This is a genomic window from Nostoc sp. 106C (genome assembly GCF_002154725.1).
Classification (GTDB): Bacteria; Cyanobacteriota; Cyanobacteriia; order Cyanobacteriales; family Nostocaceae; genus Aulosira.
Map to the genome: position 1 here is coordinate 1 of NZ_MTAW01000191.1, position 1,373 is coordinate 1,373.

A 1,373-nucleotide genomic window follows, 5' to 3' on the forward strand; every position below is an offset into this window, starting at 1 on the left:
CATTCCGCTTTGCTTCATTCGCAATGACAGGTTTTGGATCATTTATTGTTTGGAACACTCTAATCGTTTGGTAAAGCGATCGCTTAATCTTCTGAATTAGCTTGAGATGGAGAAATATTCGCCAAATAATTAATCACATCGCTTTGGCTAGTGAAATCTAACAGCGCTTCCGCTAAATCCTCTAGTTGAGTGATGGATAAAGCGCGAATTTGTTCTTCTGTCTCCGGCTCAATTGCACCTAAACGACGTGTCAACTGACGTAGAATTAATTCTATTGCCTCCTGTTTCTTTCCTCGTTCTTCTCCCTGTTGCAATCCCTTCTGCAAAATATCTTGGTAAATCACAGATTCTTGCATAATATCCTCTCTAAAAAGCTGTGTAATTAAACTTTTATCAAACCGCAAACCAGCCAGAACTTGTACGCAAGCTGAGGAAGCGATCGCCACTACAGTGCTTGCATTGAGTGTCTTTAAACTTAACAAGGTAACACCTCATCTGATGAAGGTACGTTACGCGATCGCACTTCAAACCCTAAGAATACCGTATGATTTATGTCTTGGTATTCCTAATGCTGGCTTTGCGGAAGTGCAAGAGAGAGAATTACAATGCGGCGAATAGCAAATTGCCTACGGAATTTAACTAGGAAACTCAGTGCAGCACTCAATTCCCCCGCGAAAAAAGCTCAAAAACGTCAAAAACTTATCCCTGCCACCTCACGAGATTTGGAGGTTTATGAGCAATTTTTACGAGATGTACTGCAAGCAATGCTAGACAGCGATCACGATCAGCAGGTAGTCTACGCATTACTCGCAACTAATACTGATAAACTAAATGATATTTTTGCAGAAGTATTGTGGAATTGGGCAACAAATATCCTGGCAAATGTTGAACCAGATGTCGCAATATACATTGCCACAGGCATTGGTAATTTTAGTAATCTGATTCAGCAGTTTCCCTTGGGTAGCAAAGCCAGCAATATGGAAATTGCGATTGCTGGCTACGAAATAGCCCTAACTGTTTACACCCGCAACGCCTTTTCTAAACAATGGGCAACGACGCAAAATAATCTAGCAGCTGCTTACTGTAACAGAATATTTGGAGAGCGCGCCGAGAATATTGAATTGGCGATCGCTGCATATACAAACGCACTAGAAGTTACTCACCACAGTTTTCCCAACCTATGGGCATTAGTGAAATATAGTCTGGGGATTGCTTACTGTCAGAGAATTTTAGGAGAACAAGCTGAAAATATCGAACAAGCGATCGCTGCTTTCTCAGGTGCATTGGAAGTTTTTACTCGCAGCGCCTTTGCCGAAAGTTGGGCAGATACGCAATATAAACTGGGTAATGCCTATCTTAAAAGAATTTTAGGA

General features: G+C 41.4%; 1 protein-coding gene and 1 pseudogene. One reads left to right on the plus strand and one right to left on the minus strand.

Annotated features, from left to right (window positions below):
• Positions 1-83: 83 nt before the first annotated feature.
• Positions 84-482 carry a DUF4351 domain-containing protein gene (locus tag BV375_RS29230; protein WP_086767035.1) on the minus strand — a complete coding sequence of 133 codons (399 nt, stop codon included), beginning with the start codon at positions 480-482 and terminating at the stop codon, positions 84-86.
• Positions 483-605: 123 nt separating this feature from the next.
• Here BV375_RS29230 and BV375_RS29235 point away from each other — a divergent pair.
• Positions 606-1,373, plus strand: a pseudogene (locus BV375_RS29235) (tetratricopeptide repeat protein); the annotation flags it as partial.